This is a genomic window from Microbacterium sp. 2RAF4, assembly GCF_052115285.1.
GTDB lineage: Bacteria > Actinomycetota > Actinomycetes > Actinomycetales > Microbacteriaceae > Microbacterium > Microbacterium oxydans.
In genome coordinates, this window is the sequence record NZ_JBFRGI010000002.1 from 1,686,532 (window position 1) to 1,710,127 (window position 23,596).

Genomic DNA, 23,596 nt, shown 5'->3' on the forward strand with positions numbered 1-23,596 from the left:
ATCCTATGCATCCACGGTGCGGGTGCCGCGCGAAAACGGAGGAGCACCGGCTGCGACACGGTGTGTCGCGGTGCGGCTCGCCGAGGCACGCACGACACGTCTCCGTTTTCGCACGGGGCTGGGCCGGCTGAGGCGCGATGAAGTGGGAGAGTAGGCGCACGGAGGTCGGACATGGGCGGCGCAATCCTGTGGGGCGCGGTGGCGGCAGCACCGCTGTTCGTCGGTGCGGTGCTCGCTCTGCTGCGGAAGTGGCCCCCGAAGTGGCTCGGCATCGTGCTGGGCTTCGGCGCCGGCGCTCTCATGGCATCGATCGCCTTCGAACTGTGGGAGGAAGGGCTCGACCTCGCCGGTCCCATCCCCCTCGTGGTGGGTGTAGCGGCGGGAGCGGTCAGCTATTACATCGCCGACCGCATCCTCGATGCCCGAGCGGCGAAGACCAAGGAGCAGGCCGGCGGAGGACAGCTCGCGGTGGGTGCCCTGCTCGACGGCATCCCGGAGCAGCTCGTGCTCGGCATCGGACTCGCTTCCGGCGAGCCGGTGAGCATCGCACTCGTGGTCGCCATCCTCGTCTCGAACCTGCCGGAGTCGATCGGCTCGGCTGCCGACCTGCTCGAAGGCGGCATGGCGAAGTCGCGCGTGCTGCTGCTGTGGGCGGGGGTGGCCGTGATCTGCGCCCTCGCGACCGTCGCGGGTTTCGGCCTCGCGAGCATCACGGGCGACGACTTCCGCTCGGCGGCGAGCGGTTTCGCAGCCGGTGCGCTGCTGGTGATGCTGGTCGACTCGATGGTCCCCGAGGCGCAGTCCAAGGCGAAGGAGTCCACGGGTCTCGCCACCGTGCTGGGCTTCGCGCTCGCCGCGGGGCTGGCGCTCGCTTCCTGATCACGCGTTCAGCAGGAGAGCATCACCGGGGGTCGGCTCAGATCTTCCCGCGCGTGGATTCGCGGCGCACGCTGCGTCCGGCGATGCTCTCGATCTGGAGGGCGAGGGGAAGATCGCGATCCTCTCCCGCCCACGGATTGACGCGCGCGGCGACGCCGGCGACGTCGTCGTCCGCCACCCGAGACAGTGTGCCGTGCACCAGCACGCTCCAGGCCGTGCTGCCGAGCGGGTCGTGGTAGTCCACCTCGAACGCGGCCGACGTGGCGTCTTCTCGCGTGAGATCGGCGAGGACGCCCTCGGGTGATGTGCGCAGCAGCAGATCGCGCCCTGACAGTGCGAAGTTCACCGGATAGATCTGCACCCGCCCCTCGTGGACGAAGCCGATCCTCCCGATCGTGGTCGTGGTCAGCAACTCGTAAGCCTGCTGTTCGTCGAGTACTCGAATCATGCGTGCACTCCTTCCCTGTGGCGCCAGGGTAGCCAGGGCGAGGGCACCCTTCAAGGGAGTCCTCACCCGCGGCGCGGGAGAACCCGCCACTCGGCGGACGCACGGCGCAGGATCGGCCTCGGCTGGCGGGTTACCCTCGGGTGCGGTGTGCGCGAGGCTGACGGGAAGCCGCTGCGATGGCGACCCGAGGACAAAGGAGTTCTGATGACTGACACCACCCTGGCGCGACCGCCGTTCGACCCGGAGCTCGAGGCCGCTCTCGCCCTCGTCGCCGACCAGCTGCCGCCGACCCTGACGTCAGAGATGATCCCGCTGCTGCGCCAGTCGCCTGTGAGCGGGGAGGACGAGATCTTCGCGGTGCTCGCCGACAGCGGCTTCACCCGACGGGACGTATCGATCGCGGGTCATGGTGGCGACGAGATCGTCGTCTCCGTGATCGAGAAGGAAGGCAGGACCGGCACCGGCCCCGGCTTCTTCCACACCCACGGCGGCGGCATGATCATCGGCAACCGCTGGCTCGGCGTTGCAGGCTTCCTCGACTGGGCCGAGCGCTTCAACGGCGTGATCGTCACCGTCGAGTATCGGCTCGCCCCCGAGTTCCCGGATCCGTACCCTGTGGAGGACTGCTACGCGGGCCTGCTGTGGACCGCGGAGCACGCCGAGGAGCTCGGCATCGACCTGTCCCGGTTGTTGATCGGCGGAGGCAGCGCCGGGGGCGGGCTGGCGGCGGGCACGGCTCTTCTGGCCCGCGATCGACGTGGCCCTGAACTGGTCGGGCAGCTGCTCATCTACCCGATGCTCGACGACCGAGACGAGTCCGTGTCGACGCGCCAGATCGATGGGATCGGCGTCTGGGACCGCGGCTCGAACGTGACCGGGTGGACCGCGCTCCTGGGCGACCGCGTGGGGACGGATGACGTCTCCATCTACGCCGCCCCGGCGCGCGCGACCGACCTGAGCGGGTTGCCGCCCGCCTTCATCGACTGCGGCAGCGCGGAGGTCTTCCGCGACGAGGACGTCGCCTACGCCACGAAGCTCTGGGAGGCCGGGGTGCAGGCGGAACTGCACGTCTGGGCAGGGGGGTTCCACGGCTTCGACATGTTCGCTCCGCACACGGCCGTCGCGCAGGCCATGCTCGCCGCCCGCGACGACTGGGTGAACCGGCTGCTCTCCTGAGCCCGCGTCGACCGGAAGAGGGAACGCCGACCCCGTAGGGTGGAATCCCCGTGCGATGGAGCCCGACATGCAAGATCTGCTGGGGCGTCTCACCGCCCTCGACCCGGATGCGAGCGAGACGCTCAAGGTCGTCACCTACTTCGACGCCCTCGTCGCCCGTTCCGTGGGGGTCGAGAGCATGCTTCGAGGTGCAGCGGTGCTGAGCGGCGCGACCGTCGGACAGCGTGACGGCAGACAGATCATGCGGGTGCGGGCCGACGGGGTGCGCATCGATCCCGTCGAGCCGTCTCACTCCTGGCCGGTGAGGGAGAGCGGACCGGATGCGGTCGCCTGGATCGAGCGCGAAGGCGATGCGCACACGAACGACGCGATGATCCTGGAACGGCTCAGTCTCGCCCTGGGGATCATCAGGGCGCGTCGATCGGTCGGCCCGGAGAGCGCGGTCGAACTCGCCATCAGCTCCTATGCCGGTGCGGAGGAGAGGGCCGCGGCACTGCCTCGACTCCGCATCGGTGCCGACTCCCTGCGGCTCGTCGCCTCTCCTCCCGACCCCGCTCCACTGCCGGTGCATCCCTCGGCCGTCGTCGCCACCCGGCACGGGCTCACGCGCGCGACGATCCTCGACGCCGAGATGGAGTCCGTCGATGCCTGGCCGCACCGTGCAGATCTGCGGTTGGGGCTCGGCATCGTCGGCCCGGCGGAGGGTCTTCCCGCCTCGTGGGCGTCGGCGCTCGTGGCGGTGCGACTGACGAGCCCGGAGGAACCGGTGGTCGATGCCGCCGACCTGGGTGGTCTGCTGCTCGTCGCCGAGGTTGCGGGTCAGGCGCCCCTCCACCCTGATGCGGCGGTGCTCGCCGCACTCGATGAGCGCAGCCGGGAGCTTCTCGACGCCGTCAGTGAGGAACGGAGCGTGCGCGCCGCCGCTGCGCGCCTCGGACGGCACCACTCCAGCGTGCAGGAACGCCTGAGCGTGCTCGTGGATGCGCTCGGGTATGACCCGCGCACGTCCCGCGGCCACGCCAGGTACGTGGTGGCGCGGATGCTCCTGACCCTCGGCTCCTGAACCGCGACCGAGCGGTTCACTCGAAGCCGGGGTAGTCCTTCAACTTCTCCTGGAACTCGGCACGATCCGCCTCGCTGAGCACTCCGCTCGCGATCGCCGTGAGCTGCAGCCCTTCCAGCGGCTCGCCGGTGCGCGCGTTCTGCGCCTCCCGTGCGGCGAGGAAGCCGCCGTCCGAATCGTTCGAGAGGTCGTTGATCGTGGCGTAGAAGCGGAGTGGGTCGGGGAAGTTCTCGGTGTAGTACTCCCACGTGGTCTGCGTGCGCGGGTCGTCGCTGCCGTACAGCTTCGCGATCATCGCGGGGTCGATGCCGGACACCGCGGGATCATTGAACGAGTACAGGTCCCACAGCCCGTGGTCGACGACCACCTCGCTGATCACGGCCATCACGGCGCGCTTTCGGTCGTAGCCCTGGACGGGCTCGTTGGTCGCCCACGCGGCGGAGGTGAACTCGACCAGCATCGACTCGCCGCCGTAGCCGTTGCGCTCCGGGCGCAGGTCTTCGTCGCCCACCCGCGTCCAGGTGAACCCGAATTCGTCGGTGAGTCGCGCCCGGATGTCGGCGAACAGCGTCTCGGTCTGCGCTCGCACCTCGTCGAGCGACTGCTGAGACAGCGCCTTCTGCGGATCGGTGCCCTTGATCGCGGGATAGGCTTCCGCGTGCCTCTGGGCGGCCGTCTTCGTGCCCTCGTAGTTACCCGACGCAGAGGTCTGCAGTGCGCTCATGCCGCCGACCGTCGCGACGTTGAACAGGATCGTGATGACCAGGGCGATCACCCCGAGCTTCCGTCCGCGCGCGGAGAGGAGCGCCGCGATGATCACGCCGACGACCACGAGCTGCAATGCGAGCATCGTGATCCCGTAGAGGAGGTCGGTGCCGCCGGCGACGAAGGTGCCGAGCAGGATGAGCGCGAAGAGGATGGATGCGGTGAGGGCGATCCAGCCGAGGGCGTTCGCGGGCTGTTTCGGCTCCTCCGCAGGCGTGGAAACCGCTGTGGGCGGGGTGGGCGTCGATCCCCAGGCCTCACGACGTGCCCCGCGATAGCCGCCGGGCGGAGGAACAGGGGGAGCGCCCTCGGTGCCGGCGATGTAGCGAGCGCGCTGTTTCTCGCGATCGCTCACCACGGCTTCTCCGTCCCCGAGCCACCGGGATCGTCGCCCTGTTGCTGATCACGCTCCTGCGTGCCCTGCTCGAGCTTGTCCTGGAGGCCCTTCAGCTTGTCCTCGGAAGGCTGCTCCTTCTCGCCGGGCTGAGGTTGCGGCTGGGGCTGCTGCTGCTGCTCCTGCTGCTTCTGCTTCAGCCGGTCCGCCGTGCCGTCGAGGGAGTCGGACATGTCGCGCTGCGGGTCGGGGGACTGCTGCTGTGCCTCGTCGCTGCGGCATTCCTCCGGAGTGTCGACGGTGATTCCGAGCGCCTCGCCGTAGAGCGCCGCTGCGCCCGCGCCGTCGCCGTCCGCACGGGCGGCATCGCCCATGCGCTCGATGACCAGCGCGAGGTTGATCCGTACCGCGCACACTTCGAGTCCTGTCGCGAGGTCGAGCGCCTCTTCGAGCTGGAGACGGGCTTCGGGGAGCTGCTCGGCCGCACCGAGTGCCGTGCCGATGTTGAAGGGGGCCTTGTACGGCTCGAACCAGTTGAGGAAGTCCTGTCCGCGCGCGGAGGCCTCGGCGCCGGCGAAGTCATCGCCGACGTAGGCGGTGATGGCCTGGTGTGCGAATGCGTACATGCTCAGCAGCTTGCCCACGAAGAGAAGCGCGGCGAGTGTGAGGGGAATCGTCCCGATCGCCACCCAGAAACGGATGCGGCGGCGGAGTCGATTCGACCGCAGCAGCGCGGCGGCACCGTCTGAGGACACGGTCACAAGGTTCCCCTCTCTCCGCTTCGAGAGTTCGAGACGTGCCTCGGGGCGCGGAGTCGTCGGAGCCGCGCGATCAGCATCGTGGCACGGGCGAGCTCGACCCCGAGGATGGCGAGGACGATGAGAGCCGCGATCCAGTACAGCTCGACGAGGTTGCCGACCTCGCCCGAATCGGCGTAATCGGTGGTGGTCGACGGGGCAGCGGGAAGCACGGGCGCTGTGTCCGCCGTCCGATGCGAGTACTCCACACCGAGGTCGTCGGCGACGGCCTGGAGATTGGACTCGTCGATCACCGACCGCGCGTCGGCTCCCTGGTACTGGATGTAGTCGCCTGCCTGATCCGAGACGCCCCCCGTGGTGATGCGCATCGGGCCGCCATCGGCTGTGCCGTAACCGAACACCGCTCCCGAGTCCGTGTACTTCGCGCTGGAGCCGAACGACTCCGGTGCGGTGTCGACCGTCTGCTCCCCGTCCCCGAAATAGAAGACCATGCGCGAGCGGTCAGGGGACGACTCGGCCGCCGAGGCGAGCGTGTCCGAGAGCAGCGGAGCGGCGATGCCGATCGAGCTTCCGCGTGACTGGCTGGTGACCTCGGGGCGCAGAACCTGCAGCGAACCCATGAGCGCGGTGGTGTCCGTGGTCAGCGGAACCCGCAGCTGGGCGGCGGCATCCGAGGTGATGAGCGCGAAGCGTGCTCCCGGGTACTCCTCCACGAGCGCGCGCACGTCGTCGCGGATGCCGTCGAGTCGCGGTTCCCCGTCGCCCCAGTCCTCGGCCACGATGCTCGCCGTGGTGTCGACCACCAACACGATGTCGGTGTCGGTCGCGAGGGTCTGCGTGGCTCCGCCGGGGATGCCCGGACGCAGCAGGAGCGCGGTGCAGGCGAGCACCAGCAGCAGTCGCATGGCCCACAGTGCGCGATGCCCGGCGAGTGCTCGTCCGTCCGTGATCGGCACGCCGCCCGACTTCGGCGGACGGACCAGCACCCAGACGGCGACGGCGAGGACCGGTGCGCACAGCAGAGCGATCAGCAGCGGGTTGAGCACGGGTTGGAAGATCACAGTCGTACCCTCCACAGCACCACGACGAACCCGAGCAGGCTGAGGCAGAGCACCACGATCCACAGGTTCGGGGTGTCGGTCCAGACCACCTGCGCCTCTCCGCGCAGTTCGGTCGCATCCTGCTCCTGCACCTGGTCCACGATGTCGGAGACCGTGGTCGTGTCGCGCAGCCCGAACGCGGCACCTCCCGTCGCCTCGGCCGCCGCGCTGAGCTCGGCGCTCACGTCGGCATCCTTGCCCTGGACGGGGTTCACGGCGAAGACGCGCACGTCCTTCGAGGCGGCGTAGGCGGCGGCTTCCTCCAGCGTCACGATCGAGGCACCGTTGACCTCGTTGTCGGTGGCGAAGATCACCGAGCGTGAACGCTCATCGTCCGGGTGGTCGAAGCCCATCGCGCAGGCCGCCAGGCCGTCGCCGATCAGGGAGGCGCCGTTGCCGTTGAGCGTGCCGATCCAATGCTCCGGAACCTGATCGACGAAGTCGAAGCTCTCGGTCATGCTGGCCAGGTGCTCGCGGACGAAGTCGTAGTCGTCGGTGAGGGGGAAGATCTGCACGGGCGAGCTGTTGAAGATCGTCAGGCCGATGCGTTCCCCCTCGAAGCTGTCCAACAGCTCGTCGAAGACGTTCAGCACCTCGACGTCGACCTCGGTCATGGAGCCGGAGACGTCGAGGCACAGCATGATGTCGCGGCTCGTGTTGACGGGCTGCACGGTCTGCGCCGACATCGGCCGCGCGGCCACCACCCCCGACACGATCGCGGCTGCCGCGCCGAGCGCGAGGATGCCGGACAGCGCGAGTGCCCGTCGCGTCAGGGCTCGGCGGAACGAAGGGAGTGTTCGCAGGCGTTCGGCGCGGGCGACGCGGGCGGCGTCTCCGGCCCCGGCACGCCCCTCGCGCCGGAGCCCGAGGATGAGCCCGATCGCGAGCGCGACCAGCACGACGGCGACCGCGGCCACCAGCATCCAGACGTTCGCTAGTGCCATGTGCGCACCACCGTCCTCGCCGCCTCGGCGCCGGCCACGGGGTCGATCACCGGGCCGGGCCGGAAGATGCTCGGGTAGTAGTGCCTGCCCAGCGCATCGATGAGAGCCGGGTGGACACCGCGCGCCACCAGGTCGTCGAGCGCGAGCACCGGCGCCTCCAGACCGCTGTACTCGTTCACGAAGGCGCGCACGACCCTGCTCAACTCGACGTTCGCCTGCCGGGCCGACAGGCGCCGTTCCCGGTAGTCCGTCTCGATCTGCTGGATCCGGGCCAGGTACTCGGTGCGCAGCTGCGACAGCACGTCGATGATGAGCGGAGCCTGCCCGGCATTCGGGTCCGCGGTGGCGAGGGTGCGACGGGGTCGCGTGAGCGCGATCAACAGCCACGCACCGAGCACCAGCAGCGCGAGGATGCCGATCGCGAGCAGGAGCCACCCCCAGCCGTACTGGGCCGGAGGGTAGAGGTCGTCAGAGCCGGGCATTCGACCTCCGGTTCAGCAACGTCAGCAGCTGAGCGACGGCATGGTCCTGCCCGTCCAGCGTGGAGTGGCTGATCTCCATGCGGGTGAGCAGGTCGACGAGGTGCGCGGCTTCGGCCTCGCGCTGGGCGGTCAGCTCCTGCACGATCTCCCGGTCGCCCTGCACGAAGCCCGGCACCTGCCACCGGCTGTCGACGTCCCTGCGGATGCGCCCTGTGGCGTGATCGAGCACGGGCTCGGCGTCGCGCAGCGTGAGCCACAGCACGTCATGCTGCACTCGAAGTCGACGCAGCATCCGCTCGGTCTCGCTCGTGAGGGGAGCCTCGTCGGTGATCACCACCACGATCATGCGACGGGCGATCGTGCGTGTGACGAAGGACAGCAGGGCATCGCGGTCGCTCGGGGCGCTGCTCTCGTCCACGGCCCTGTCGATCGTGCGCAGCGCGTGTTCGAGGGCGCCCTCGCTGCGTCCCGGTGCGAGGCGGCGCACCTTCACGGAGTCGCCGTAGACCGTGGTGAAGTCGTCGCCGTGACGCAGGGTCAGCACACCGAGCACACCCGTGGCGAGGATCGCGAGCTGCTTCTTCGACTGCTCGTCCGCCGCGAGGGCCGACATCGAGCGCCCGGTGTCGACCACGAACAGCACGGTGTGCATGCGCGTGGCGCGCGAGCGCTTCACGAGGGGCGTCCCCAGTCGGGCGGTCGCACGCCAGTCGATGTCGCGCACCTGATCGCCGTACTCGTACTTGCGCAGGTCCTCGAAGTCGAGGCTCCGTCCGCGCAGCAACGACGCGTAGGCGCCGTCGAGCGCGTGCAGCGACTTGCGCGTCGAATGGATGAAGAGCTTGCTCTTCACCTGCGTGATCAGGCTGGGCATGTGGCGATGAGTCCCGAGGCGCCGGGTCAGGGAGTCGGGACCGAGGCGAAGATCTGGTCGATGATCTCCTCGCTGCGGATGCCCTCGGCATCGGCCTCGAAGGTCAGCAGCACGCGGTGCCGGAGGATCAGGTGCCGCAGTTCGCGGATGTCCTCGGGCAGCACGTGCGCGCGTCCCTTGAGGAGGGCCAGCGCGCGAGAGGCCTGGAGGAACGCGATGCTCGCACGCGGACTCGCGCCGTACTTGATGAAGCGGGCCCGCTCCTCGCCGATGTACGGCGCGGGATTGCGGGTGACGTAGGCGATCGACACGATGTAGTTGCGGATCGCGGGGTCGACGTAGATGCGGCTCGCGACATCCTGCAGCAGGTGCACGTCGTCGAGGCTGACCGCGCTGGTCACGTGCCGGTCGGGGTCGAGCACGCCGGAGTCGATGCGGCTGAGCACCTCGAGCTCCTCGGTAGGGCTCGGGTACTCGACGATCTCCTTGAGCAGGAAGCGGTCCATCTGTGCCTCGGGCAGCTCGTACGTGCCCTCCTGCTCGATCGGGTTCTGCGTCGCGATCACGAGGAACGGCTTGGGCAGGTGGTGGATCTCCCCGCCGATCGTGGTCTGATGCTCCTGCATCGCCTCGAGCATGGCGCTCTGCGTCTTGGCGCTGGAGCGGTTGATCTCGTCGAGCAGCACGAAGTTCGCGTGCACGGGGCCGAGCACCGTACGGAACGAGCCGGTCGCCGCATCGTAGATCTGGTTGCCCGTGATGTCGCTCGGCAGCAGGTCGGGCGTGCACTGGATGCGCTTGAACTGCGCCTTCACGGTGTCGGCGAGAGTGCTCGCCGCGGTGGTCTTGGCGAGTCCCGGCACGCTCTCGAGCAGGATGTGTCCGCCCGCGATGAGCGCGACGAGCAGGCTGGTGCGAAGACGATCCTGGCCGACCATCTTCGCGGAGTACGAGGTGGAGATGACTCGCAGCACCTCGGAGGCCCTGGACATCTCTGCGTCCGTGGGGGCGGCGTTGGTGCGCGCCGCGTTGGTGGGCGACGCGGGAGGTGTCGGCGGGTGCGTCTGCGCGGGGCCGGGCGGAGGCGGCGGTGCGGAGATCGTCCGCAGGTCCGGCGTGGAGGACTCGGTCATCGGTAGGCTCCCTCGTTCGGGGACCCGCGTCGCGGCCGTCCCCCGCGGACCAGCGTAATCGCAACGACGGAGCGGCCGGCTGTGTGCGGTCTGACGATCACGCTCCGCTCACCTGCATGAACCGATCGCGGATGCAGGAGGGTTCGTCGTGCAGACCCCCTGCATCCGTCGAAGGATCATGCATGCGGCAGACGTCGTCACTGGCCGAACATCGTCGCGACGGCTGCGATCCCTCCGAATGCGAGGACGACGACGAGCGTGATGACCCAGAGGCTCATGGCGATCGCGTTGAGGGCGACTCCCCACCCGGCCCTGGTGCGTGCCTGCGGCTCGTGACGCAGCGAGAGGATGCCGAGGATGAGTCCGATGACCGGCGCGAAGAAGGTCCAGCCGGCGAAGAGAGAGCAGATCCCGAGAACGAGACTGACCGTCCCTTTCGCGGTCGAGGTGGCAGGGTCGGACAGGGCTGAAGGGGAGACGGTGGTTGACATGTCTTCCACGCTAAGACGGGGCAGTGCCATGGGGCATCGGCCCTGAGTGCCGACGCCGTACATCCAGCGGATGATCTCGTCTCGGAGGAGAGGCGGCCGTTCTCCCGCGGATTCGGCTACTTCGAGCGGAGGTCGAGGGCGACGGGAGCGCCGCGCTCAGCTACTACTCGAAGGGAAGCAGTTACCCGCAAGGAGTAATGGTAACTTTCGGATACCATCGGGTCATGACTTCTCTCAGCACGTGCGCCGCCGGCAGGCCTCACGACGTCTACGACGCGCAGTGCCCGTGCCGAGGCATTCTCGATCTGCTCGCCGACAAGTGGAGCGCGCTGATCCTGGGCGCCCTCGAGGACGGGCCGATGAGGTTCGGAGAGCTGAAGCGGAAGCTCGAAGGCATCAGCCCGAAGGTGCTCACCGCGTGCCTGCGACGCCTCGAAGACCGCGATCTCATCTCACGGGAGATCTTCGCCGAGGTGCCGGCTCGCGTCGAGTACTCCCTCACGGCGCTCGGCACCGACGCCGCGAAGCCCCTGCAGAGCCTGCGCGACTGGGTCGAGGCGAACATCCAGCGTTTTCCCGATCTCTGACCCGCACGGGTGGCGTGCCCCTTCCGCCCTCTTCCCTGTCGCGCGGGATCCCCCCACCGCCGGGACCGATCACCGGCCCTGCTAACGTCGAAGAGCAGCCGCTTTCCGGGTCGGTCGAGCTCTCCGCTCCCACCGGGACAGACCTGTTCCTCGCTCGGATGCGGCCGCTCATCGATACATGACGCAAGTGTGAGGACGATACGTGACGAACAGAGAACGAGTAGCGATCATCGGCGCCGGCCCCTCGGGCATGGCACAGCTGCGGGCCTTCGAGTCCGCAGCCCGCGCGGGGGCGGAGATCCCCGAACTGGTCTGCTTCGAGAAGCAGGCCGACTGGGGCGGACAGTGGAACTACACCTGGCGCACAGGGCTCGATGAGTTCGGGGAACCCGTGCATTCCAGCATGTACCGGAACCTGTGGTCGAACGGTCCGAAAGAGGCGCTGGAGTTCGCCGACTACAGCTTCGACGAGCACTTCGGCCGTCCCATCTCCTCGTACCCGCCGCGCCCCGTGCTGTGGGACTACATCGCCGGACGCCTGGAGAAGAGCGATGTGCGGAAGCTGATCCGCTTCCAGACCGTGGTGCGCTGGATCGAGTTCGATGAGGAGCGCGAGGTCTTCACCCTCACCAGCGAAGATCTGCCGACCGGCCAGTCGCGCGTCGAGGCGTTCGATCGCGTCATCGTCGCCACCGGGCACTTCTCCTTCCCGAATGTGCCGGACTTCCCCGGGATCGAGACCTTCCCCGGGTACATCAGCCATGCCCACGAATTCCGAGGCGCCGAGGCCTTCGCAGACCGCGACGTGCTCGTGATCGGGTCGAGCTACTCGGCGGAGGACATCGGCAGCCAGGCGTTCAAGATGGGTGCCCGTTCGGTCACGGCGAGCTTCCGTTCGGCACCGATGGGATACGACTGGCCCGACGGCATCGAAGAGCGTCCGGTCCTCGAGCGCTTCGAGGGCAGCACTGCGTTCTTCGCGGATGGCTCCTCGAAGCACGTCGATGCGGTCATCCTGTGCACCGGATACCTGCACAAGTACCCGTTCCTGCCCGATGACCTGGCCCTGTCGTCGCCCAACAACGTCTACCCGGACGGCCTGTACCGGGGCGTCGTGTGGCAGGGCAATCCGCGCCTGACCTACCTGGGCGCGCAGGACCAGTGGTTCACGTTCAACATGTTCGACGTGCAGGCCTGGTACGTGCGCGACCTCATCCTCGGTCGTCTCGAACTGCCCGACGAGCAGGAGCGCGCGGCCTCCATCGCCGAGTGGCGCGCCCGCTTCGACCGCATCGACTCGGCCGCGGCGGAGATCCGCTTCCAGGCCGACTACATCCGTGATCTCCTCGAGCTCACCGACTACCCGGAGTTCGACATCGACCGGGTCGTGGAGATCTTCCTCGCGTGGAAGCACGACAAGAAGGAAGACATCATGGGCTATCGCGACCGCACCTACGAGTCGGTCATGACGGGCACGATCGCCGTCGTGCACCACACGCCGTGGCTCGAAGAGCTCGACGATTCGCTCGAGCGCTATCTCGACGTCGATCCGGACGCCACCGAGACGACACGGATCATCGCGGGTCAGCCGCGTGATGATGACCGCGAGGCACTCGCCGCGGTCTGAGCCTCTCGGCCGATGCCCCTTCCCTCCGTCCGCGGAGCGGGAGGGGCGTCGACGTCACACGGTGTCGCGGGTGCCCCGTCGTCGCCCGACCCAGACGACGAAAGCCGCGGCGGCGATGATGATCGCGGCGATCAGGAGGACCCAGAGCGCCACGCCCCCGTAGTCGCCGTTGAGGTGCGGATCGAGGAACGGATACGGATACCACCAGTGCTTTCCTGTCGCCGGCGCGATCACGAGGTTCGCCCGGATCAGCGTGTAGGCGACCCACACGATCGGGAAGATCGCGGCGATCCCGACCGCACTCCAGCCGAGCGCCCGACGGCGAGGCGCGAAGAGCAGGTCGATGAGCATGATGAGCGGGATGACCACGTGCAGCACCTCGTTCGACCAGAGGACGGTCGAGCCCTGCGGCAGCTCGATCCCGCGCAGCAGCGTGTTGTAGACGATGCCGGTGACGATCATGTAGGTGCTGGCGCACGCCAGGAGCACCGCCAGCCACCGCGGTTCGGCCGACGTGGTCTTGCGGTTCGCGAGTGCCCAGACGCCGCCGATGGCGAGGGCCGCGGCCGCCAGCACGTTCGAGAGGATCGTGAAGAAGCTGAAGAAGTTCACGAACACTGTGGGCAGGTGTGCGCCCCACGCGGTCTCCGAGCTGAGGGCGATCTCGAGAGTACGCACCAGCTGGGCGACGATCGCCGCCACGGCCAGAACCGATGCTGCCAGTCGTGCGTAGGGCCACCAGGTCGTCATTTCGCCTCCGAGCGAAACTGTAGCGTCACTCCGTAGACCGCGGCGGTGGGGCGACGACTCAGGCGCGCCGTCGCCACCGCAGCCGGGTGATGAGCACGCCGAGGAGGCAGAGTGCTCCGCCGAGGAACATCAGCGGCGTCGGCACCTCACCCAGGATCGCCCAGGACATCAGGATCGCGATCGCGGGTACGACGTACGTCGTCGCCGAGGTCTGCCCCGCGGTGCTGCGCTGCAGGACATACGCCCAGGTGGTGAAGGCGATCGCCGTGGGGAAGATGCCGAGGTAGACGACCCAGAGGGTCGCGTCCAACGGCGCCGTCTGGAGGGAGCCGATGAGGCTGCCGATCCAGGGCAGCAGTGCGACGGTACCGACCCCAGCGCCGAGCCACGTGAGGGTGGTGGCGTCGACACCAGAGGTGAGCAGACGCTTCTGCACGAGCGTGCAGCCGGCGTACATGACAGCGGCGAGGAGGGCGAGCAGGAGTCCTGTGATGTCGGGGCCGGTGCTGGAGGTGGAGTTCATGCCGATGAGCACGACCCCGAGAAACGCGATGGGTGCGCCGATCACGAGCGGCTTCGGGAATCCCTCCCGCAGGAACAGCCCGCTGAAGACGACGACCATCAGAGGCGCGAGATTCACGACCATCGCGGCGGTGCCGGCATCGAGCGTCAGCTCCGCGCTGTTGAGGGCGAGGTTGTAGACGCAGAACCAGCCGATGCCCCACACGGCGATGAGCAGCCAGTGGCGTCGGGCAGGGATGCGGATGCCGTGTCGCACCGCGATGATCGTCAGCACGGCCGTGCCGACGGCCATGCGCAGCAGCGCCAGAGCGCCGGGGTCGTAGTGCGGACCCGCACCGCGGATGCCGATGAACGCGGACGCCCACAGCACCACCGTGACCAGTGCGGCGATGAGGACGAGCGCACCCTGCTTCTTGGGCGTCTCGGTCTTCTTGGATGTCCCGGCGTCGGTGCGGATCCCGTCGGAGGTGATCCGGTCGGAGGTGATCTCGGGGTCGCCGGATGCGGCTGCTGGCATCCTCCGATCCTGGCAGGGGTGTCCGACATCGAGCGAGCCGCGCGAGTGCCATCCCCCGTCGTATTTCGGACGACGACCGCTCCGGCCGATTGCTCCGGTCGCGATATTCCACCTTCAACGGCCGCTGAGGCTGTCATATCGCGACCGGAGGGTCGAGCGACCCTTCGATAGGATGGGACGGCCCGAAGAGGGCCAGCTCATCGGCCGGTGCAAACCCGGCGAAAGCCAGGGGGTTACCCATGCCAGGAATCGTTATCGTCGGCGTGCAGTGGGGCGACGAAGGAAAGGGCAAGGCCACCGATCTGCTCGGTGAGCGCACCGACTGGGTGGTGAAGTTCAACGGCGGCAACAACGCCGGGCACACCGTCGTCGTCGGCGACGAGAAGTACGCGCTGCACCTGCTGCCCTCCGGCATCCTGTCGCCCGGCGTCACGCCGGTGATCGGCAACGGCGTGGTCATCGACCTCGAGGTGCTGTTCTCCGAGCTCGAGGCGCTCGCCGCCCGCGGTATCGACGTCTCGCGACTCAAGGTCAGCGCCAACGCGCACATCATCACGCAGTACCACCGCACGCTCGACAAGGTGACGGAGCGGTTCCTCGGCAAGCGCAACATCGGCACGACCGGCCGCGGCATCGGGCCCGCGTACGCCGACAAGATCAACCGCGTCGGCATCCGTGTGCAGGATCTGTTCGACGAGAACATCCTGCGCCAGAAGGTCGAGGGCGCTCTCGACCAGAAGAACCACCTGCTGGTGAAGGTCTTCAACCGCCGTGCGGTCACGTGCGACGAGATCGTGGAAGACCTGCTCTCCTACGCAGAGCGGCTGCGGCCGATGGTCGCCGACACGGGCTACCTGATCGCCGAGGCGCTCGACCGTGATGAGGTCGTGGTGTTCGAAGGCGGCCAGGCCACGATGCTCGACATCGACCACGGCACCTACCCGTTCGTGACCTCGTCTTCGGCGACGGCCGGTGGCGCGGCGACGGGTGCGGGTGTCGGTCCCGGTGCGCTCGACCGCATCGTCGGCATCGTCAAGGCCTACACGACCCGCGTGGGCTCCGGCCCGTTCCCGACCGAGCTGTTCGACGAGCAGGGCGAGTGGCTGCGCAAGCAGGGCTTCGAGTTCGGCACCACGACCGGCCGTCCGCGCCGGGTGGGCTGGTACGACGCCCCCATCACGCGCTACGCCACGCGCATCAACGGCATCACCGACCTCGTGCTCACGAAGCTCGACATCCTCACGGGCCTGGAGCAGATCCCCGTGTGCGTCGCCTACGACGTCGATGGCGAGCGGTTCGACGAGGTGCCGGTCAACCAGACAGACTTCCACCACGCGAAGCCGATCCTGGAGTACTTCCCCGGCTGGAATGAGGACATCTCGGTCGCTCGGACCTTCGAGGACCTGCCGCAGACGGCGCAGGACTATGTGCTGGCGCTCGAGAAGATGAGCAACACGCGCATCTCGGTGATCGGTGTCGGCCCGGAGCGCGACCAGGTCATCGTCCGCCACGACCTGCTCGACTGACCCGAACCCGATGACGCGCTTCTGGCTCGGCGGCTACGGCCCCGCGATGGACGGTTCGGCCGAGGGTATCGGCCTGCTCGCGGGAGACGAGGGCCGCGAGGCATCCACCCTCGCCTACCGCGGCCCTGCGGTGGAGGTTCCGTCGCCGTCCTGGCTGGCGCAGCATCCGACCCTCGACGTCGTCTACGCGGCACTGGAGGGTGACTCCGCGGTGCAGGCGTTCGTCCGTGCGGGTGAGGGTGTGCTGGCCCCGCTGGGCGCGCCCGCGCCAGTTGGCCAGTACGTGTGTCATGTGGCGGTCGCCCCGAACGGCTCGGCGCTGATCGCCAGCTGCTACGGCGACGGCCGTGTCGTGAGGCTCGGGCTGGACGCGGAAGGGCGCATCGTCCCCGCGAAGGCGGATGCGGCGGCGGCACTCCGCGCGGCACTGTTCGGGGATGACGCGGATCCTGATGCTCCCGCTCCCACCCCTCCCGGAGACGGCGCCCCGGCGATGGACCCGTACGGCATGGGCGGCGACCGTGTCTCGCATGCGCACGCAGCGGTGTTCCTCCCCGACGGACGCGTCGCCACGACCGACCTCGGGTTCGACCTCGTGCGGTTCTGGCGGCAGGGCGGCAGCGGGCTGGTGCTCGACCACGAGGTGGTTCTCCCGCTCGGCACCGGACCGCGGCACATGGTGCTGCACCCGAGCGGGCACCTGCACGTGGTCACCGAGTACTCCTGCGAGGTGTTCACACTCGGTCGCGCGGTCGATGGCACCTGGAGCGTCGTGTCGGTGACCCTGACGAGCCCGATCGCCGAAGTGGGGACAGACTTCCCGGCGGAGCTCGCCCGCACCCGTGACGGGCAGTTCCTCTACACGGCCCTGCGTGGGAGCAACACGATCGCGGCGCTGCGGGTGCGCGGGGGCGGCGAGGCTCTGGAGTCGGTGGCGCTGGCCGATTCCGGCGTCGACTGGCCGCGGCACCATCTCGTCCACGAGGGCAAGATGCTCGTCGCCGGCCAGCGGTCCGACACCATCAGCCTGATCGACCTCGACGAGCGCACGGGTGCGCCCCTCGGCATCCGCCACGAGGCGCAGGTTCCGACGCCGACGCACTTCCTTCCGGTGCGCTGACCCCGCTGGGCTCACCAGCCGGAGCTCACTCCGCCCGGGTGAGGAGCAGCGCGGCGTTGTGGCCGCCGAAGCCGAATGAGGTCGACAGCACGGTGCGGATCGGGTGCGGTCGTTCGCAGTCGCGGACGAAGTCCCACCCCTCCGCGCACGGATGAGACAGGTTGATCGTCGGGGGCAGTACCTGGTCGCGCAGCGTGAGCGTGGCGATGACGGCCTCGACGACGCCCGCAGCACCGAGCAGGTGTCCGGTGCTCGACTTGGTAGCGGTGAGGGGAACGGCCGGGGCACGCGCGCCCAGGGCCCGTTCGAGGGCGACGAGCTCGGCTGCGTCGCCGAGCACCGTGCCCGTGCCGTGGGTGTTCACGTGGTCGATGTCGGCCGCGTGGAGGCCCGCGTCCTCCAGACAGGCGGTGATCGCTTTCGTCGCCCCGGTCGCGGCTGGGTCGGGTGCCGTGGCGTGATGCGCGTCGCTGGTCGCACCGAATCCGGCGAGCGTGGCGAGGGGCCGGGCACCGCGAGCTCGGGCGACGTCTGCAGCCTCCAGCAGCACGGCGGCCGCTCCTTGGGCAATGACGAAGCCCGCGCGCGCGCCGTCGAAGGGCCGTGCGGCCGAAGCGGGATCGTCGCCGAATCCCGTCACGACCGAGCGCAGGTTCGCGTGCGCGGCGAGGTGCAGCCTGTTCAGGCAGTCCTCCACTCCGACGACGAGCACGGTGTCGGCGTAGCCGTGTCGGATCCTCCGGAGGGCTTCCCCGAGTGCCACGGCTCCACTCGCACAGGCCGCGGCGACCGCGTGGGTCTGCCCGAGGAAGCCGTGTCGTCGGCTGAGCACTCCGGCGACGGCGTCGGCCGTGCCGTAGACGGTGAGCCCCGGCGGCACCCGGCGCGGACCCTCCTCGCTCAGGGCGCTCGCGGCCCGCACCGTCGCATCCATCGGTCCTGATCCGGTGGCGATGATCACCTGCGTCCCTGACGCGTCCCCCGGCAGGTCGTTCCACTTTGCGTCCGTGAGTGCTTCATCCGCAGCTGTGATCGCCCACAGCTGCATGGGTGAGAGGTGCCGCGCGAGGGATGCCGACAGGTCTGAGGGGTAGGGGAATCCGCGTACCAGTCCGCCGACCTGTACCGGCCCGGATCCGACGATGTCCGGAGGGAGCGCGGTGATGCCGCTGCGTCCCGTGCGCACGGAGGTCCACAGCTCCGGTGCCGTGAGTCCGCTCGGCGTCACGGCACCGACGCCGGTGATGACGACGGTTCGTCCCGCGCTCATGGTCGTCCTTCTCCGCGCGCCACGAGCTCTGCGACGGCCGCGCGACGGATCTTCCCGCCAGCGGTTCGCGGCAACTCCGGCAACGCGTGCCAACGACGAGGCACGGATGCCGAGACCAACCGCTCCCGCGCCCACCGACGCAGCTCCGCGGTGGTCGGCGCCTCCCCCTCGACGACCAGCACGATCCGCGTGCCGAGGCGATCGTCCGGCTGGGCGATCGCACAGCAGGCGCCGAGACCCGGCATCCCCTCGAAGGTGCGCTCCACCTCGTCGAGGGCGACGGTGTGTCCCCCGGTCGTGACGACGTCGCCATGTCTGCCGACGAACGTGAAGTCCCGGCCGTGCAGCCGCCCCTGGTCATGCACGCTCGCCCAGCCGTGGCCGTCCATCAACGGCGCCGAGGTCGTGCCCGGAAGGTAGGCCGTCGAGCAGGACGGAGAGCGCACCCAGAGGCTGCCGAGTTCGCCCGGCGACAGATCGTTTCCTTCCTCGTCGCGCACGCGGGCTTCGACGTGCGGGTAGAGGCGGATGGCATCGTCGCCGGCGCGGTCGTCGCCGATGAAGCCGAGTTCGCCCGTGCCGAAATACCCGATCGTGCGAGCGTGCGGGAGTGCGTGGGCGACGCGTGCTCGGGTGGCGGCCGAGAGCGCAGCGCCTCCGGTGACGATGAGGGAGATGGCGTCGTATCGTCCGGGGTGGCGCAGGGCCGCGTCGACGAGAGGACCGATGGCCGCAGGTACCGTGACCAGACGCGTGATTCCGTCGTCGCGCACGCGGGGAGTGAGCCACAGGTCGTCGAGGCGGTCGGCGACGTGCAGCTCGCCGCCCGTGGCCAGCACCTCGAACAGCGTGTAGAGGGTCAAGCTGTACGACATCGGCCCCGGTGCGAAGGTGGCGACACGGTCGTCTGCGCCCAGGTGGCCGCCGGAGACGTCGATGTTCGCCGCGTACTGTGCCCGGGTCTTGAGGAACGACTTCGGAGCCCCCGTTGTGCCGGACGAGGTGAGCAGCAGGAAGGGAGAGCCGCTCGGGGGCTCCAGAGCGGTAACGGCATCCGAGGCGTCTGGTTCGAGGTCTGCGAGCCCGAGGATCAGGCCCGGCCATCCACTCGAGCCCAGGGCCTCCCGAAGCGAGGGAACATCTGTGATGAGGGACGACGCCCCGGACGCGACGATCAGCTCGAGCTGCAGCCCGGCGGGCCACTGCGGATCGATCACGGTGAGGATGCGGTCACCCGCTTCCGCGGCGACGACGATGCGGGCGGTGTCGAAGGCGGTGGACAGGCAGATGGCGACGATCGGGGGGAACGGTGAGGAGTCGAGCGATCCCGTGGGCGTGGTGCCGAGAAGTCGATCGAGACTCCCGGAGATCCGGCGGGACTGGGTGTGGAGCTCGCCGTAGGTCAGGCGCGCGTCGGAGCTGACGATCGCCGGACGCCCGCGGTCTTCGGTGGCGACGCGGAGCAGTGTCGGAGAGAGGGACGTGGTGACTCCTCGGCGGGTGTGCGGGGGCGGTTTGCGTGTGAGCGAGTGCCTCCCTATTCTAATGAACACCGTTCAGGTGAACGGTGTTCAGGAGGATTCATGCCCACGTCCCGCGCCACCGACACGAGCGCCTCGCTCGGACGCATCGCCGTCTTCGCCGCCCTGATCGTCGTTCTCGGCACCGTGATCGTGCCCCTGCCGAGCGGTGTGCCGATCACCGCGCAGACCCTGGGGGTCATGCTGGCCGGGCTCGTGCTGGGCCCCCGCCTCGCACCTCTCGCGGTCGTGCTCGTGCTCGCGCTCGCCGCAGTCGGTCTGCCGGTGTTGGCGGGCGGTCGCGGAGGCCTCGGCGTCTTCGTCGGACCGAGCGCCGGGTATCTCCTGGGGTGGATCGCCGGCGTCGTGGTGATCGGCCTGCTCATGCGCACGGGGCGCTTCACGTGGTGGCGTTCCGCGGTGTCGGCGCTCATCGGCGGGGTGTTCGTCGTCTACACCTTCGGCATCCCGGTGCAGGCGCTGGTCACCGGTGTTCCGCTCGGGCCCACGGCGTTGTCGAGCCTCGCCTTCCTCCCGGGAGACCTGATCAAGGTGGTGGCAGCGACGCTGGTGGTCGTCGCGCTTCGTCGCGCCTACCCGCGTGCCTTCGCGGATGCCCGGCGCGCCCGGGCGGTGTCAGCGGCGTAGGTCGACTCATGTGGAGAACGGTGGATACACCACCGTCACGAGCGGGGTAGCGGTCGCAGGGTCGCCGAACGGCTCGACCATCACGACGGTCTCCGACCTGCTCGGTCGGGTCGTGAGCTACACAGACGTGTGGGGCACGGTGACCACGCCCACATACGACCCCGCTTCCGGGCGTGTGACGCAGATCTCGACGACACCAGCCAGTGGTGCGGCATCGGTGACGGCGTACACGTACGACGCCGACGGCAAGGTGAAGGCGGTCACGGTCGATGGTCAGCAGCTCGCGTCGGTGACGTATGACGCGTTGCAGCGGTTGAAGCAGATCGCGTATCCGGATGGTTCGGCGTTGAACAGCGTCAGCCGTGATGCGGCGGAACGGGTGATCGGCCAGGAGTGGCTGGTCGGCGGTCAGGTCGTGTCGGATGCTGTCGTGCGTTCGCAGTCGGGCCGTGTGGTGAAGCAGCAATCGTCGACGGGGTCGACGTCGTATTCGTCGACGTACGGGTATGACACCGCGGGGCGGCTGGTGTCGGCGACCATTCCCGGGCACAAGCTCACCTATGGGTTCGGGTCGTCGGGTGGGTGCGGTCCGAATGCGGCCGCGGGCATGTCCGGCAACCGGACGGGTTCGACGGATGTGTGGACGGCGCCGGGACAAGCGGCCGTGACCACGACGACGACGTCCTGTTACGACTGGGCGGACAGGCTACTGTCCTCGACAGTCACGGGGGCGGTCCCGGGTGCGACGACTGTCGCGGATGGCCTGTCGGCGTCGGAGGTCGTGTACGACGGGCGGGGGAACACGGTTCGTCTGGGTGACATGCAGTTCTCGTACGATGCGGCGAACCGGCACATCGGGACGACGTATGACGATGGGACGACGGTGCGGATCGTGCGGGATGCGACCGGGCGTATGGCATCGCGGACGATCGATCCGGCGGGTGCGGAGCCTGCGGTGACGACGAGCTACCTGTATGCGGCGGGTGGTGATGCGGCGTGGGGGCAGCGGTCTGGTGCGGGTTTGACGCGGAGTGTGGGCCTGCCGGGTGGGGTGTCGTGGACGAACCAGGCCGGGGAGGTGACGTGGTCGTTCCCCGGGTTGGGTGGGCACGGTTTGGTGACGCGGACCGGGGCGGCGACGAGCGGGTTGTTGTTGTGGGATCCGTTCGGTCAGCCGGTGGATCCTGTGACGTTCGCGATCGGGACGGTGGCGTCGGATGACACCGGACAGGTGGCGGGGAACACGTTGTGGCATCAGGGGGCGTTGAAGCCTGCGGAGTCGGCGGGGTCTGCGTTGGTGGTGGAGATGGGGGTGCGGTTGTATGTCCCCGCTCTCGGGAGGTTCCTGCAAGTCGACCCGATCGAAGGTGGTGTGGACAACGACTACGTCTGGCCGACCGACCCTTTGAACGCACGTGATCTCGATGGTCGTGCCGCTGCTTGGGAAGAAGGCGCCGAAGGCGTCATAATGGCAGCAGCAGTGGTTGGGCTCTTTGCGCTCGTGTGCGCGGTCTGTGCCGTGATCGGGGCCGTTGCGGCGGTGGCAACTGTGGCGATGGGTGTATACAAGGTGTCAACGGGTCGTCCGGAGGGTGTGCTCGACATAGTTACTGGACTCGCTGGTGGAGTGTTTGCCGTTGCAGGACGCGCGATTAAGGCAGGGGGCAACGTGCTGCGAGGTTTGGCGAAGACAACAAGTCCGGGAACACTCTTCGTGACCATTCTCGATTCAGCAGTCGAGCGGGAAAAGTGGCTTCCGCTTCCTTTGTCTTTAGCGTCGTGGATGCTTCGCGATCGTTCGCGAGCTACCTAGCGCAGCGCTCGAGTCAACTGCCCGTTACCAACCCCAAGGCGATCCGCGCGATCAAGAAGAGGTTCCGCTGATGCTGCGAGAGTTCATGGCCACATATTTCAAACGCGTTTTGATGATCCTTCCTATTGTTGCGGTGGTGACGCTCATTCCCCCGTATCCACTCGACATGAAAGCAATTAGCATATTGGCGTTTTTCGTCATCTTGTTGATACCTCAGCTTGTGGAACTCGCGGTCGTTCACCAAAATGCGCGCGCGCAGCAGGAAAGTGACGCTGCATCGGTCGATGACGGCTCTGAGTCGACGTCGAGGAAGGCACGTCGAATCCAGTCTCGGAAGCGCGGTGGTCGCTACTTCTAGAGGTGGATGATTCGACCTCAGTGTCCGGTGGGAACGGGTGCCCGGCAAGCGCGGCGACGGTGCCCATTGACGTGTTCTTGCGCGCTGCGGAAGGTTTGCTCTCGAAGGCTCGCCGGCAGATCGAGGGTGCGCATCCCGACTTGCTCAAGACCCCCTATTATCGGGAGCTGCTCGGTCTGTACTGGTAGTGATTGAAACAGGTCGCGTATCCCAGATGGTTCGACGTTGAGCGACGTTGAGCGACGTGGGTGGACAGTGCCGGAGTAGGCGGCTCTTCGCAGATGTGCCACAAAGGCACAAGCTCCTTCGTGAAGCCCCGGCCATTCAGCGGCCTCTAATTGGGATGAGGCTGATCGACCGATTGGGCGAAGTTGGAGAAGGTAGCGGGCTCGGCGGCAGGTGCTCGAGTGGGCAGTTTCCTCTGGGGTACCGCTGCGAGTGTATTGACGGTCGCCGTGAGTTGGGGCACATCGTCGTGGTGGATCGGTGCAAGCGTGTGCTTCTTTGCGGCGGCCGCGTTCGTACGATCGCTCTTCCTCGGGGTGTGGGTGGAGCCAGGCGCGGTTGTCGTGTGCACCTGGTTTCGCAGACGCCACTTCAGATCAGGAGAGATCGCGGCCGTCGACAAGCAGCTCTATTACGGCGCCGGAGGAGCGGGTGTGGGCTGGCTCCCGTTCGTGGGTTCGGTTCGGATGATCGAGCTCGAGCGTGTCGATGGTAAGCGAATTCCGCTGCCATCGACGATCGGTCGCCGAAACCATATGCTGCGTCTGGCGCGGCGGATGCGTGAGGCGCTCGACCTCCCTCTGCGCTGAGATCAGCGCGATCTCGTCCCCTCGCGCCACGCCGCAGGGAACAACTCACCCGTGACTCGGCGTTGCTCATGAGCGA

General features: G+C 68.3%; 24 protein-coding genes. 11 read left to right on the top strand and 13 right to left on the bottom strand.

The genetic code is table 11. The annotated features are described in order from the left end of the window. The first annotated feature begins 171 nt into the window (after positions 1 to 171). Positions 172 to 879: a ZIP family metal transporter gene (locus tag AB4070_RS12590; protein ID WP_441980379.1), complete on the top strand. Its 708-nt coding sequence runs from the start codon at positions 172 to 174 to the stop codon at positions 877 to 879. 37 nt (positions 880 to 916) lie between these two features. Here the strand turns inward: AB4070_RS12590 and AB4070_RS12595 are convergent, their stop codons facing one another. Then, on the bottom strand, positions 917 to 1,327 hold the full coding sequence (locus AB4070_RS12595; protein ID WP_441980380.1) for a pyridoxamine 5'-phosphate oxidase family protein: 411 nt from the start codon (positions 1,325 to 1,327) through the stop codon (positions 917 to 919). Positions 1,328 to 1,531: 204 nt separating this feature from the next. On the opposite strand from AB4070_RS12595, the gene AB4070_RS12600 reads away from it, so the two are divergent. Together AB4070_RS12600 and AB4070_RS12605 are read left to right on the top strand one after the other, a co-directional pair. Next, the gene (locus AB4070_RS12600) at positions 1,532 to 2,503 is read left to right on the top strand and encodes an alpha/beta hydrolase (RefSeq protein ID WP_441980381.1); all 972 of its coding nucleotides are present in this window, start codon (positions 1,532 to 1,534) and stop codon (positions 2,501 to 2,503) included. Positions 2,504 to 2,570: 67 nt separating this feature from the next. Continuing rightward, positions 2,571 to 3,566 (top strand): hypothetical protein, encoded by a 996-nt coding sequence (locus AB4070_RS12605; protein WP_441980382.1) that lies wholly within the window; start codon positions 2,571 to 2,573, stop codon positions 3,564 to 3,566. Positions 3,567 to 3,582: 16 nt separating this feature from the next. Here the strand turns inward: AB4070_RS12605 and AB4070_RS12610 are convergent, their stop codons facing one another. The 8 genes from AB4070_RS12610 to AB4070_RS12645 form a co-directional block, all read right to left on the bottom strand. Continuing rightward, positions 3,583 to 4,686 carry a hypothetical protein gene (locus AB4070_RS12610; RefSeq protein WP_441980383.1) on the bottom strand — a complete coding sequence of 368 codons (1,104 nt, stop codon included), beginning with the start codon at positions 4,684 to 4,686 and terminating at the stop codon, positions 3,583 to 3,585. Beyond that, on the bottom strand, positions 4,683 to 5,426 hold the full coding sequence (locus AB4070_RS12615) for a hypothetical protein (RefSeq protein ID WP_441980384.1): 744 nt from the start codon (positions 5,424 to 5,426) through the stop codon (positions 4,683 to 4,685). Before AB4070_RS12615 ends, AB4070_RS12610 begins: the two co-directional genes overlap by 4 nt. After that, positions 5,423 to 6,484 carry a VWA domain-containing protein gene (locus AB4070_RS12620; RefSeq protein ID WP_441980385.1) on the bottom strand — a complete coding sequence of 354 codons (1,062 nt, stop codon included), beginning with the start codon at positions 6,482 to 6,484 and terminating at the stop codon, positions 5,423 to 5,425. The genes AB4070_RS12615 and AB4070_RS12620 overlap by 4 nt, the downstream gene beginning before the upstream one ends. Then, a complete protein-coding gene (locus AB4070_RS12625) occupies positions 6,481 to 7,467 on the bottom strand; it encodes a VWA domain-containing protein (protein WP_441980386.1) in 987 nt (328 codons plus the stop codon). Before AB4070_RS12625 ends, AB4070_RS12620 begins: the two co-directional genes overlap by 4 nt. After that, positions 7,458 to 7,949: a hypothetical protein gene (locus AB4070_RS12630; RefSeq protein WP_058630886.1), complete on the bottom strand. Its 492-nt coding sequence runs from the start codon at positions 7,947 to 7,949 to the stop codon at positions 7,458 to 7,460. Before AB4070_RS12630 ends, AB4070_RS12625 begins: the two co-directional genes overlap by 10 nt. Beyond that, a complete protein-coding gene (locus tag AB4070_RS12635) occupies positions 7,936 to 8,823 on the bottom strand; it encodes a DUF58 domain-containing protein (RefSeq protein WP_441980387.1) in 888 nt (295 codons plus the stop codon). The genes AB4070_RS12630 and AB4070_RS12635 overlap by 14 nt, the downstream gene beginning before the upstream one ends. A 26-nt stretch (positions 8,824 to 8,849) precedes the next feature. After that, positions 8,850 to 9,956, bottom strand: a complete 1,107-nt coding sequence (locus AB4070_RS12640; protein ID WP_441980388.1) for an AAA family ATPase — start codon at positions 9,954 to 9,956, stop codon at positions 8,850 to 8,852. 197 nt (positions 9,957 to 10,153) lie between these two features. Beyond that, complete coding sequence (locus AB4070_RS12645) at positions 10,154 to 10,447, bottom strand: hypothetical protein (protein ID WP_058630884.1); 294 nt, start codon at positions 10,445 to 10,447, stop codon at positions 10,154 to 10,156. Between the two features lie 224 nt (positions 10,448 to 10,671). Here AB4070_RS12645 and AB4070_RS12650 point away from each other — a divergent pair, with 224 nt between their 5' ends. Beyond that, on the top strand, positions 10,672 to 11,034 hold the full coding sequence (locus tag AB4070_RS12650) for a winged helix-turn-helix transcriptional regulator (protein WP_441980389.1): 363 nt from the start codon (positions 10,672 to 10,674) through the stop codon (positions 11,032 to 11,034). Positions 11,035 to 11,236: 202 nt separating this feature from the next. Beyond that, a complete protein-coding gene (locus AB4070_RS12655; protein ID WP_441980390.1) occupies positions 11,237 to 12,661 on the top strand; it encodes an NAD(P)-binding domain-containing protein in 1,425 nt (474 codons plus the stop codon). A 54-nt stretch (positions 12,662 to 12,715) separates the two neighbouring features. On the opposite strand, the gene AB4070_RS12660 is transcribed toward AB4070_RS12655, so the two are convergent. Continuing rightward, positions 12,716 to 13,411, bottom strand: coding sequence for a Pr6Pr family membrane protein (locus AB4070_RS12660; protein ID WP_441980391.1), 696 nt, complete (start codon positions 13,409 to 13,411; stop codon positions 12,716 to 12,718). A gap of 58 nt (positions 13,412 to 13,469) precedes the next feature. Further along, complete coding sequence (locus AB4070_RS12665) at positions 13,470 to 14,450, bottom strand: DMT family transporter (RefSeq protein ID WP_441980392.1); 981 nt, start codon at positions 14,448 to 14,450, stop codon at positions 13,470 to 13,472. A gap of 239 nt (positions 14,451 to 14,689) precedes the next feature. Here AB4070_RS12665 and AB4070_RS12670 point away from each other — a divergent pair, with 239 nt between their 5' ends. Together AB4070_RS12670 and AB4070_RS12675 are read left to right on the top strand one after the other, a co-directional pair. After that, positions 14,690 to 15,976 (top strand): adenylosuccinate synthase, encoded by a 1,287-nt coding sequence (locus AB4070_RS12670; RefSeq protein WP_282848746.1) that lies wholly within the window; start codon positions 14,690 to 14,692, stop codon positions 15,974 to 15,976. Between the two features lie 10 nt (positions 15,977 to 15,986). Further along, positions 15,987 to 17,096 (top strand): lactonase family protein, encoded by a 1,110-nt coding sequence (locus AB4070_RS12675; protein ID WP_441980393.1) that lies wholly within the window; start codon positions 15,987 to 15,989, stop codon positions 17,094 to 17,096. Positions 17,097 to 17,121: 25 nt separating this feature from the next. Here the strand turns inward: AB4070_RS12675 and AB4070_RS12680 are convergent, their stop codons facing one another. Together AB4070_RS12680 and AB4070_RS12685 are read right to left on the bottom strand one after the other, a co-directional pair. Beyond that, positions 17,122 to 18,366 (bottom strand): beta-ketoacyl-[acyl-carrier-protein] synthase family protein, encoded by a 1,245-nt coding sequence (locus AB4070_RS12680; RefSeq protein WP_441980394.1) that lies wholly within the window; start codon positions 18,364 to 18,366, stop codon positions 17,122 to 17,124. Beyond that, positions 18,363 to 19,919 (bottom strand): class I adenylate-forming enzyme family protein, encoded by a 1,557-nt coding sequence (locus tag AB4070_RS12685; protein WP_441980395.1) that lies wholly within the window; start codon positions 19,917 to 19,919, stop codon positions 18,363 to 18,365. The genes AB4070_RS12680 and AB4070_RS12685 overlap by 4 nt, the downstream gene beginning before the upstream one ends. Before the next feature lie 30 nt (positions 19,920 to 19,949). Here AB4070_RS12685 and AB4070_RS12690 point away from each other — a divergent pair, with 30 nt between their 5' ends. The 4 genes from AB4070_RS12690 to AB4070_RS12705 all read left to right on the top strand — a co-directional run bounded on the left by AB4070_RS12690 (position 19,950) and on the right by AB4070_RS12705 (position 23,520). Then, positions 19,950 to 20,534 carry a biotin transporter BioY gene (locus tag AB4070_RS12690; protein WP_441980396.1) on the top strand — a complete coding sequence of 195 codons (585 nt, stop codon included), beginning with the start codon at positions 19,950 to 19,952 and terminating at the stop codon, positions 20,532 to 20,534. A 175-nt stretch (positions 20,535 to 20,709) separates the two neighbouring features. Further along, positions 20,710 to 22,347, top strand: a complete 1,638-nt coding sequence (locus AB4070_RS12695) for a hypothetical protein (protein ID WP_441980397.1) — start codon at positions 20,710 to 20,712, stop codon at positions 22,345 to 22,347. Positions 22,348 to 22,417: 70 nt separating this feature from the next. Then, positions 22,418 to 22,705, top strand: a complete 288-nt coding sequence (locus AB4070_RS12700) for a hypothetical protein (RefSeq protein ID WP_441980398.1) — start codon at positions 22,418 to 22,420, stop codon at positions 22,703 to 22,705. A gap of 407 nt (positions 22,706 to 23,112) precedes the next feature. After that, positions 23,113 to 23,520 carry a hypothetical protein gene (locus AB4070_RS12705; protein WP_441980399.1) on the top strand — a complete coding sequence of 136 codons (408 nt, stop codon included), beginning with the start codon at positions 23,113 to 23,115 and terminating at the stop codon, positions 23,518 to 23,520. The last annotated feature ends 76 nt before the right edge of the window (positions 23,521 to 23,596 follow it).

What these genes read in the sequence shown, in the direction of transcription:
- AB4070_RS12660 (WP_441980391.1), bottom strand. Translation starts at nt 13,411, where the DNA reads ATGACGACCTGGTGGCCCTACGCACGACTGGCAGCATCGGTTCTGGCC.
- AB4070_RS12650 (WP_441980389.1), top strand. Translation starts at nt 10,672, where the DNA reads ATGACTTCTCTCAGCACGTGCGCCGCCGGCAGGCCTCACGACGTCTAC.
- AB4070_RS12640 (WP_441980388.1), bottom strand. Translation starts at nt 9,956, where the DNA reads ATGACCGAGTCCTCCACGCCGGACCTGCGGACGATCTCCGCACCGCCG.
- AB4070_RS12625 (WP_441980386.1), bottom strand. Translation starts at nt 7,467, where the DNA reads ATGGCACTAGCGAACGTCTGGATGCTGGTGGCCGCGGTCGCCGTCGTG.
- AB4070_RS12600 (WP_441980381.1), top strand. Translation starts at nt 1,532, where the DNA reads ATGACTGACACCACCCTGGCGCGACCGCCGTTCGACCCGGAGCTCGAG.
- AB4070_RS12670 (WP_282848746.1), top strand. Translation starts at nt 14,690, where the DNA reads ATGCCAGGAATCGTTATCGTCGGCGTGCAGTGGGGCGACGAAGGAAAG.
- AB4070_RS12700 (WP_441980398.1), top strand. Translation starts at nt 22,418, where the DNA reads ATGCTGCGAGAGTTCATGGCCACATATTTCAAACGCGTTTTGATGATC.
- AB4070_RS12590 (WP_441980379.1), top strand. Translation starts at nt 172, where the DNA reads ATGGGCGGCGCAATCCTGTGGGGCGCGGTGGCGGCAGCACCGCTGTTC.
- AB4070_RS12635 (WP_441980387.1), bottom strand. Translation starts at nt 8,823, where the DNA reads ATGCCCAGCCTGATCACGCAGGTGAAGAGCAAGCTCTTCATCCATTCG.
- AB4070_RS12605 (WP_441980382.1), top strand. Translation starts at nt 2,571, where the DNA reads ATGCAAGATCTGCTGGGGCGTCTCACCGCCCTCGACCCGGATGCGAGC.
- AB4070_RS12665 (WP_441980392.1), bottom strand. Translation starts at nt 14,450, where the DNA reads ATGCCAGCAGCCGCATCCGGCGACCCCGAGATCACCTCCGACCGGATC.
- AB4070_RS12595 (WP_441980380.1), bottom strand. Translation starts at nt 1,327, where the DNA reads ATGATTCGAGTACTCGACGAACAGCAGGCTTACGAGTTGCTGACCACG.
- AB4070_RS12675 (WP_441980393.1), top strand. Translation starts at nt 15,987, where the DNA reads ATGACGCGCTTCTGGCTCGGCGGCTACGGCCCCGCGATGGACGGTTCG.
- AB4070_RS12645 (WP_058630884.1), bottom strand. Translation starts at nt 10,447, where the DNA reads ATGTCAACCACCGTCTCCCCTTCAGCCCTGTCCGACCCTGCCACCTCG.
- AB4070_RS12690 (WP_441980396.1), top strand. Translation starts at nt 19,950, where the DNA reads ATGCCCACGTCCCGCGCCACCGACACGAGCGCCTCGCTCGGACGCATC.
- AB4070_RS12680 (WP_441980394.1), bottom strand. Translation starts at nt 18,366, where the DNA reads ATGAGCGCGGGACGAACCGTCGTCATCACCGGCGTCGGTGCCGTGACG.
- AB4070_RS12630 (WP_058630886.1), bottom strand. Translation starts at nt 7,949, where the DNA reads ATGCCCGGCTCTGACGACCTCTACCCTCCGGCCCAGTACGGCTGGGGG.